The organism is Paenibacillus sp. 2003, from assembly GCF_031455635.1.
Classification (GTDB): domain Bacteria; phylum Bacillota; class Bacilli; order Paenibacillales; family Paenibacillaceae; genus Paenibacillus; species Paenibacillus amylolyticus_B.
On the sequence record NZ_JAVDTB010000004.1, the window covers coordinates 501,470 to 510,300 of the forward strand.

Annotated in this window: 9 protein-coding genes; all 9 read left to right on the plus strand. The window is 48.4% G+C overall.

Annotated elements, in window-relative coordinates; all coding sequences use genetic code 11:
- The first annotated feature begins 4 nt into the window (after positions 1-4).
- Positions 5-1,204, plus strand: coding sequence for a Ger(x)C family spore germination protein (locus tag J2X75_RS20075; RefSeq protein ID WP_307541576.1), 1,200 nt, complete (start codon positions 5-7; stop codon positions 1,202-1,204).
- Complete coding sequence (locus J2X75_RS20080) at positions 1,197-1,418, plus strand: hypothetical protein (protein WP_310339450.1); 222 nt, start codon at positions 1,197-1,199, stop codon at positions 1,416-1,418. The genes J2X75_RS20075 and J2X75_RS20080 overlap by 8 nt, the downstream gene beginning before the upstream one ends.
- Positions 1,419-1,474: 56 nt before the next feature.
- Positions 1,475-2,677 carry a GerAB/ArcD/ProY family transporter gene (locus tag J2X75_RS20085; RefSeq protein WP_310339453.1) on the plus strand — a complete coding sequence of 401 codons (1,203 nt, stop codon included), beginning with the start codon at positions 1,475-1,477 and terminating at the stop codon, positions 2,675-2,677.
- Positions 2,678-2,807: 130 nt separating this feature from the next.
- Positions 2,808-3,638, plus strand: coding sequence for a uroporphyrinogen-III synthase (locus J2X75_RS20090; protein WP_310339455.1), 831 nt, complete (start codon positions 2,808-2,810; stop codon positions 3,636-3,638).
- 207 nt (positions 3,639-3,845) lie between these two features.
- Positions 3,846-5,345, plus strand: coding sequence for a cobyrinic acid a,c-diamide synthase CobB (locus J2X75_RS20095; RefSeq protein ID WP_310339457.1), 1,500 nt, complete (start codon positions 3,846-3,848; stop codon positions 5,343-5,345).
- 178 nt (positions 5,346-5,523) lie between these two features.
- Positions 5,524-6,246, plus strand: a complete 723-nt coding sequence (locus J2X75_RS20100; RefSeq protein WP_307541586.1) for an SDR family oxidoreductase — start codon at positions 5,524-5,526, stop codon at positions 6,244-6,246.
- Between the two features lie 42 nt (positions 6,247-6,288).
- Positions 6,289-6,927, plus strand: a complete 639-nt coding sequence (locus J2X75_RS20105) for a ThuA domain-containing protein (RefSeq protein WP_074092596.1) — start codon at positions 6,289-6,291, stop codon at positions 6,925-6,927.
- A 72-nt stretch (positions 6,928-6,999) separates the two neighbouring features.
- The gene (locus J2X75_RS20110) at positions 7,000-7,380 is read left to right on the plus strand and encodes a phasin family protein (RefSeq protein ID WP_091036091.1); all 381 of its coding nucleotides are present in this window, start codon (positions 7,000-7,002) and stop codon (positions 7,378-7,380) included.
- Positions 7,381-8,831: ABC1 kinase family protein (locus tag J2X75_RS20115; RefSeq protein WP_310339461.1), on the plus strand; the 1,451-nt coding region annotated here is incomplete at its 3' end. It abuts the gene before it with no gap.

An 8,831-nucleotide genomic window follows, 5' to 3' on the forward strand; every position in this document is an offset into this window, starting at 1 on the left:
ACCCATGCAGTTCATATATAAGTACCGGGCAGTGATAGCGCTGTTGTTATGTACCACTTTTATTTCAGGTTGCTGGGATCGTAAGGAGATTAATGATATTGCTTTTGTGATTGGCATAGCTGTTGATAAGGAAGGAGACAACTACAGATCCAGCCTGCAGATTGCACTTCCCGGTCAATCCGGTTCTACCGGCAGTTCGGGAGGTGGCGGGGGTACAAGTGGGGACAAATCCTGGTTCATGTTATCCAATACAGCCAAATCATTGCATGGTACGTCTATTGAAGGTCAAAAGGAACTCTCACGAACAATCTATTATGCGCATCGCCGTACGATGCTTATTGGTGAGGAGCTTGCCAAGGATGGAGTGGCCCCCATGCTTGATCTGTTTACGCGGTATCCGCTGAACCGATTCTCTGCATTGCCAGTGGTCACAAAAGGTTCAGCATATGAGGTCATGGATACGGATGCACCTATAGAGAAGTTTCCATCCGAGATGGTGCGGGAACTGTGCTTCCTCAATATGCGTAATCCACGTTCACTTAAAACGTTTATAGATGCCATTCTTAGTGAAGGTGTGGATCCATTCCTGCCTGTCGCTTCGAAAGTGAGCAATGTTCCAAAAGGGTGGAAGGACGCCAAAACAAACATCAAGCTTGATGGATTGGCCATTTTCAAGAAAGATAAGCTGGTTGGCATGATCGACAAAGCTCCGGCTGATGCGCTCATTCTTGCTATGGGCGAGGCCAATGCGCCGGAGATTATGGTTAAAGCTCCTGGCGGAGATGGAGATATGTTCATCAAGTTGAACGAGAACAACGCTTCACTGCATCCCAGTATCAAGGCTGACAAGGTCACCGTGAATATTGAATTATATGCCAAGGGAGTTCTCGTAGATAACGAATCCAATTATGGTGATCGGCGTGAGAATGAGATTCTGAAGTTACATGAAGCCATTCACGAGAAAATAAAATTGGATATCGAGGAAGGTGTCCGGTTGGTACAGGGAAAATACCATGCGGACATTCTTGGGATCGGAAGATCCATTCATCAACATCTGCCAGCCAAGTGGGACACGATGAAGGATCGCTGGGATGACATATATCCTGAAGTCGAGGTGACGGTTACTCCCCATGTCATTATTGAAAACGTTGGGGTGAGCAATAAACCAATTGGCGTCGGAGAGGATGAAGTTGTACATGATTAAACCACTCTTATTTACCTACCTGGCCATGGTAATCGCGGTCATTCTGATGGATTTCAGACATTTGAAACAGGCAGCTGCCATTAATCGCTGGCTATCCTATAGTTTGATAGCAGTGGGTACAGGTATTTGGTTCTATGTGACTAATCTAAGCAAAACCTTATTTGTGTCGGTATGGATAAGCCACATTATCCAGCGCTTACTGCCCCTGCCCTAGGTTGTGGACAGGATGCATTAAGTTTGCGAGATCGCGAGAGGGAAAGGAGGTATATTATGAATCAGAGAGTGACACACCGTCAGACGATCCTGCTCGTGCTGCTGCTCAGTATTTCAGGAACGTTAATTCAGCCTCACGCGCAAGCTATCTACTATGCGGAACAACACGCTTATCTCTCGTATATACCTGTAGTCGTAGTGATGCTTGCATCAATGTGGATGTTAAGTCGGGTTCAGCGGAGATTTCCGGATCAGGATCTATTTCAAGCCCTTGCTGGGCGATTCCCCTTTTTGGGAAGGCTCGCAGGATTGATGTACATTTTGTTTTTTTTCTTTGTGTTTGCTAGGGATATCCGGTTAACGGGTGATTATATAAGCATAACGTTGTTAGAGACCACCCCCATTTCCATCATTGTGTTATCACTGATCGTTATGGGAGTTTTTATCGTCAGAGGTGGGCTCGGCTCCTTGATCGGTATGTCGGAGTTGTATGTGACATTGTTTCTCTTAAACTCCGTGATTGTGCCTTTCATGCTCATTCAACAGATCAATATGGATAACCTGATGCCGTATTTTCACGTTGATGTTGCGGGAGTGGGCAAGGGGAGTTGGTACATATTTTCGTTTTACGGAGAGATGATCGCATTGCCTTTTGTTATCAAGGGCAGTGATTTTCGATTTAAGTCGGTTGTGTCAGGCATTTTATTGTCAGCCTTGTTGATGATGCTAATCCTTGTTGAGACCATTACCTCCATCGGAGTCCCTATCGCTTCAAGGTTGGTGTATCCCTCCTATGAACTGGCAAGACAATTGCAAATCAGTGACTTCTTGGATCGGTTTGACCTTGCGCTGGCAGCAGCGACTTTGCCTACGATGATCACGAAGATTGCATTTGACCTGTACTTTGTCTGCTGGGGATTGAAGCGAATGATTCCGAACGTATCGGGAAAGGTATTGACAGGCCCGATTGCCCTCGTCGGATTTGTCTGTGCATTCTGGTTCTTCCGAAATGCCATTCAGCTCAATCGCTTCACTCGGGAATGGACATGGATTGCCATTGTTTTTGAAGTGTTGTTCCCCATTGTGCTGTTTCTTTTCCTTCGTCCTCGCAAAAAGGATAAAAAAGAATCTACCCAACAGAGATCGGGAGACCAGTCAAAGAAAGAGAAGCATGAGCCGGAACAAAAATCGGCTGATTCGGAGAAGGACGGAGAGAAAAGGCGGAAAGATTCTCATGGCGGAGAACTCCAGCCTTCCTGATGCATTCCATCAAAAATCCTTATAGATGAACGGGCAAAAAGAGGAAAAGCACAGTTTCCCTTCACAGAAGTACCCTGTATACTGTAGTCAGACTGATGAACATTCGGCTGAACTAACGGGGGGAACATGAATGGCTCAACATTTGGCAGGTGTGCGTGTAGCATTGACAGGACCACGAAAATCGAAAGAAATGTCCGTACTGGTTGAAAAAATGGGTGGAATCCCGCTTGTGCGACCGGCACAGGGGACCGTATTCCTGGATGATCGGAGTATCAGGGATGGGCTGGTATCCTGGATCTCAGACCCGCCAGACTGGGCGGTGTTAACTACGGGTATGGGATTGGATGCATTGTTTGAAATGGCTGAGGATATGGAAGTGGCAGGCCAATTGTTGGATGTATTATCGGAATCCTCAATTGCGGCAAGGGGATACAAGACGGTGAATGCGCTCAAAAAGCGCAAGTTAACACCGCTGGTACGAGATGATGACGGTAGCACGGACGGGCTCATTCGAGAATTCGCCCCACATGATCTCGCAGGGAAAAAGGTCATGTTGCAGCTTCATGGGGAGACAGCTCCCAAACTTGTCGCATGGTTGGAAGAACAAGGCGCAATTGTCAGACAAGTGCTTCCTTACCGCCATGTACCGCCGGAAGAGGCAGAGCTGGAACAGCTATTGAATGAAATTCTAAAGTTCGAGGTAGATGCTGTTGCGTTCACAAGTGGACCGCAGGTCAGATTTCTGACGCAATATGCGGCCTCCCAGGACAAGCTTGAGCCGATGCTGGCAGCCTTCAGACAAGGTGTAATTCCTGCGTCTGTAGGTAAAGTTACAGCAAACTCCATGCGTGAAGAAGGCATTGAGGCACTGGTCATTCCGGAGGAAGAGAAGATGGGAGCACTCATCGTTGAGCTTGGACGTTACTTTGCAGCAGGGCGTGCGGCCAAGATTAGAGATTAGTGGCCTGCTTTTAGATCAGTTCGACAAAAAGCTTTTGGCGTCGCTTCATGAATAAAAAGTGTGCATTAAGCTTAACCGCATCGCTATATGATGCGGTTTTGTTTAGATTATAGAATTTATACGTTACAACTAAAACACGAATGGTTCATCCTTGATAGTGCTTCGATCAGAAGTTTTTGTTATCTCGAAGAAAAGGTGGATATGACGATGACCATTGCAGATCGTAACGCCAGACCCCGACTGATCATTGCAGGCACCGGAAGTGGTGCAGGGAAAACGACAGTAACCTTGGGGCTAATGAGAGCAATCGCTCAGCGTGGTTTGAGTGTACAAGGGTTCAAATGTGGCCCGGACTATATTGATCCGACATACCATACCGCTGTTACGGGCAGACCGTCACGCAATCTGGATGCATGGATGACATCGCCCGAGTACGTGAGGCATACGTTCGAGAAAGCATCGGCAGGACATGATATTTCCATTATAGAAGGCGTTATGGGCCTCTATGATGGCAAAGATCCGCTCAGTAATACAGGCTCAACTGCAGAGATTGCTCTAGTCACGCAGACCCCTGTAATCCTGGTCGTGGATGTACACAGCATGGCTCGCAGTGCGGCCGCGATTGTCCTGGGTTTTCAACAGTTGGAGCCTGAATTAAATATTGCCGGAGTGATCGTCAACCGGTGTGGAAGTGCGGGTCATTATACCATTGTGAAAAAAGCCATTGAGCAGATGTGTGGCATTCCGGTGGTTGGCTGGCTGAAGCGGGACGAGGACATGTCCATCCCTGAGAGACATCTGGGACTGGTGCCTGCCATTGAGCGCGGTGAACTGGAGCCATTATTCCAACGGGCTGCCGATGTGCTGATGGAAGGCACTGATCTGGATCTTCTGCTGGGGCTGGCAGCAAGCGCCCCGCCGTTAAATGCAGAAGAAAGGAGTCCGGCCACGACTGCCCACACGGATTTAGCTAATACTGAACCAGGCTCGAATTCCGATTCACAATTCGATTCAGTGATCCACGTTAATAATCGACATCTATCATATGCGGTGCAGCCTGTCATTGCCGTTGCGCGCGATGCGGCATTTAATTTCTATTATCCCGATAATCTGGAATTGCTCGAAGCAGCCGGGGCCCGATTACAATACTTCAGTCCGCTCGCTGGTGAAGGTATTCCAACGGATGTGGATGGCATCTATTTGGGTGGAGGATTTCCAGAGGAGTTTGCAGCAGAGATTGCCGGTAACCAAGGGTTCTTGGAAGGACTTCGACAGGCAGCACAATCCAACATGCCTTTATTCGCAGAATGTGGCGGTTACATGGTACTCGGGGAAACGTTGACCGACCGTGAGGGCGTCACCTTCGACATGGCGGGCATTATCCCCGCACAGGTGCAGATGCAGAAGAAGCGAGCTGCGCTTGGCTATCGTGAAGCGAGTAGCGTTCGGGATTCCTTTTTACTGAAAAAGGGTGAAGTACTCCGGGGTCATGAATTTCATTATTCGACAATGACCTATCGTGATGAAGAAACGATCCCTTATGCGTATGAGACGAAGGGGTTGCGTAGCCTGAAGCAAGAAGGGTATGCGGCAGGCAACATCGTGGCGGGGTATACGCACGTTCATCTGGGCTCTTACCCGGCAGCCGCTCGAAGATGGGTGGAACATTGTTTAGCCTATCGGCAGGAGCGATATATGCAGAGATAATAGCAGCTTTTTATAGCTCAAATAGATAGCTGAATTCAATAAGCAAAATGGCTCTAATCTTGCTTTTGCCTAATGAGTCTTTGGTCGTGAAGTTGGCGATCCCATTCTGAATTAAAGGTTTTCAGATGAATATGTGGAATGAATAAAAGACAGAATCATTAGGCGAGGGAGGGACATCATGATGAGAACCGTATGTGTAACGGGAGCTGCTCGGGGATTGGGATTGGCTTTGACGGCACAGATGCTGAAGAGAGGGTATCTTGTGTATGCGGCCGGTCTGGACGTGGAAGATTCCGAGGGGATTCGTATGCTTGCAGAAGGATATCCTGACCATCTGCGCGCCATCGAACTGGATATCGCGGACGACCTGTCGGTAGCTCTGTTCACGGAGACATTGAAGCTGGATACGAATCATTTGGATATGCTGATCAATAATGCGGCTATACTAGGGAGTATTACGGATCATATCCGCGGGCCGTTGAATATGGCGGAGATGGCTGAAGTATTTAATGTGAACACCTTAGGTACACTGCGTGTGACTCATTCCCTGTTGCCCCTCCTTCTTCAAGGACGGGTCAAGCTGATTGTTGATATCTCTTCCGAGGCTGGAAGTATAGAGCAATGCAGTCGGGATGGGTGGTTTGCCTATTGTATGTCCAAAGCTGCTTTGAACATGCAGGCCCGTCTTGTGCACAATGGTCTGAAGGATGAAGGCGGACAAGTGATGCTTGTGCATCCCGGTTGGGTACAGAGTTATATGAGGGGCGAATTGGATGTTTCTGCGGATCTCACGCCCGAGCAATCTGCACAACATATCGCAGTACTTATCGACCGCCATGAACAGTTTAAAGGAGATCAGCCCGCATATGTGGACTACAAGGGCGAGAAGCTCCCCTGGTAGTTGATTGATACAGTGAGGTGAACAAGGAAGGAGATTGATTGAATGGATCATCGTAAAAAAGCATTACTACTTGGCGATTATACACATCCAGATTGGCACCCGCTTCAAGGTGTGGATGCGGAGATTAGCCGAATTTTCCATGATACTATGACTGTGCAGTGCAGTGAGAATCGGAATATGTTGCTGCAAGAAAATATAACCGGGTTTGATGTATGTATCTCATACATGGACGATTGGAAAGGGAAAGTCTCTCCTCAGCAGACAGCAGGTTTGTTGTCCTATGTGAGTAATGGAGGTGGACTGGTCATTATACATAACGGCATTTCGCTCCAAAATCGTTATGAACTCAAACAGATGATCGGTGCCAAGTTCCTGCATCATCCGGCCTATGCACCGCTTGAATTCACTGTAACGGCGGAAAGCCATCCCGTGACGGAGGGCATTTCGAATTTCACAATGGAAGAAGAGCCGTATCAGTTCGAATTTGGTTCTTTTGCCGAAACGAAGATATTGCTGGAATATCAATCCGAAGATGGACCAAAGCCTGCGGTTTGGGCTCATCGATATGGTGTTGGGCGTATTGTTTATCTGATGCCGGGTCACCATGTGCCGTCTTTTGCACACGAAACGTACCGGAAGTTACTGCTGCAAGCAGGCAAATGGGCTGCACGTTACGTCTGATCGGACAGACATCTTTGCATGCAGAGTATAAGGGGTATAATATAGAGATCAACGAAGAGGAGGATGACAAAAATGAGCGATTTGTTCAAAAAGGCGATCTCGTTAGGGCTTGGTCTTACTGTTGTAAGCAAAGAAAAAATTGAGAAAACCGTGGATGATTTGGTCAAGCGCGGGGAACTTGCGCCCGGTGAATCCAAAGCTTTGGTTGAACGTCTGCTGGAACGGGGCGATGAAGAACAGGGTCAGTTCAAGAGAATGATTCAGGAACAGGTCAAGCGAGTGCTTCAGGAAGCTGGTGTGGCATCCGAAAGTGATGTAACCAGTCTGGAACAGCGCGTTGCTGTACTGGAGAAAAAACTTGCCGAACTGGGCCAATCACCACAGCTTCAACCTGATGAATCCCCAGCTCCACTTGAAGTTCCTCCTCCTCTCAAAGGAAACGAGATCGAGTAGATGGCAGTGCGAATCAAACATGTCGGCAGATACCGTGAAATTGCCATGGCGCTAGTGCGTCATGGCTTCGGTTATATGGTCGAGGAGCTGGGTTTGTTCCAGCTGCTGGCTCTGCCCAGACGGTGGATGTCGCGTGAAGCACACACCACCAAAACGCTGAGTGAGCGCATCAGGCTTGTGCTGCAGGAGCTGGGGCCAGCTTTCGTTAAGCTGGGGCAACTCGCAAGCACAAGGGCAGATCTATTGCCTGAGTCTGTCATTCGCGAGCTAGTGAAGTTGCAGGATCAGGTCCCGCCGTTCTCTTCCGAAACGGCACGGGGTATTTTGGAACAGGAATTGGATACACCGCTGGAGGAGATCTTTTCCCGGTTCGAGGATACCCCTGTAGCTGCGGCCAGCATTGGACAGGTGCATCTCGGCAAACTTCGAAGCGGTGAATCGGTAGCCATCAAGATTCAGCGGCCGGGTATATCGCGTATTGTACAGCGTGACCTGGATATCTTGCGTGAACTGACAGCCATGGCCGAGAAGCGCTGGGACTGGGTGAAGCAATATCAGATTCCGCAAATGGTCGAAGAATATGCTCAGGCACTGATGGCCGAGCTGGATTATACGGTCGAAGGCCGCAATACGGAAAAGATTGCACAGCAATACCAACAGGACAACAAGGTGAAAATCCCGGCAATTTACTGGGATCAGACTTCGTCCCGTGTGCTCACTATGGAGTATATCGAAGGTATCAAACTTAATGATCGTGAAGAACTGGTCAGACGCGGTCATGATCTGAATAACATTGCCGAGCGGCTGGTGGATTCATTATTGAATCAGATTTTTATTCAGGGTTTCTTTCACGCTGACCCACATCCGGGCAATCTGATGGTATTGAAGGATGGTCGTCTTGCCTTTATAGACTTCGGTATGGTGGGCAGTCTGAGTGATGAGATGAAACAACAGCTCGCTTCGCTTATTATTGGGTTAATGCGCAAAGATACGGACAGTATGATCCGGGCGATTGAGAAACTCGGCATGATGCCAGATGACATGGATCTGCGTGGTCTTCATGTGGATTTGGACAAGTTGCGTACCAAATATTACGATATTCCCTTTTCGAAGATTAGTGTGGGTCAGGCGTTAAATGATTTATTCGGCGTAGCCCAGAGGCACCGGGTTGTGATGCCTGCGGATATTCTGCTGCTCGGTAAATCGTTGCTAACGATGGAAGGTGTAATCGAACATCTCGATCCTTCCCTGAGCATCGTAGATATGGCCGAGCCCTTTGGCCGTAAGCTGATCAAGGAACGTTTTAGCGCCGGAAGAATCAAGAATCGCTTGTTCCGCAGTGCGGCCGATATGGCGGAGAGTGTCATCGGTCTGCCAGGGCAGTTAAGGCAGTTATCATCCATCATTAGCAAAGGAAAGCTGAGGCTGGAGATCAGTGTCCCTGAACTCGA

What these genes read in the sequence shown, in the direction of transcription:
- J2X75_RS20075 (WP_307541576.1), top strand. Translation starts at nt 5, where the DNA reads ATGCAGTTCATATATAAGTACCGGGCAGTGATAGCGCTGTTGTTATGT.
- J2X75_RS20080 (WP_310339450.1), top strand. Translation starts at nt 1,197, where the DNA reads ATGATTAAACCACTCTTATTTACCTACCTGGCCATGGTAATCGCGGTC.
- J2X75_RS20085 (WP_310339453.1), top strand. Translation starts at nt 1,475, where the DNA reads ATGAATCAGAGAGTGACACACCGTCAGACGATCCTGCTCGTGCTGCTG.
- J2X75_RS20090 (WP_310339455.1), top strand. Translation starts at nt 2,808, where the DNA reads ATGGCTCAACATTTGGCAGGTGTGCGTGTAGCATTGACAGGACCACGA.
- J2X75_RS20095 (WP_310339457.1), top strand. Translation starts at nt 3,846, where the DNA reads ATGACCATTGCAGATCGTAACGCCAGACCCCGACTGATCATTGCAGGC.
- J2X75_RS20100 (WP_307541586.1), top strand. Translation starts at nt 5,524, where the DNA reads ATGATGAGAACCGTATGTGTAACGGGAGCTGCTCGGGGATTGGGATTG.
- J2X75_RS20105 (WP_074092596.1), top strand. Translation starts at nt 6,289, where the DNA reads ATGGATCATCGTAAAAAAGCATTACTACTTGGCGATTATACACATCCA.
- J2X75_RS20110 (WP_091036091.1), top strand. Translation starts at nt 7,000, where the DNA reads ATGAGCGATTTGTTCAAAAAGGCGATCTCGTTAGGGCTTGGTCTTACT.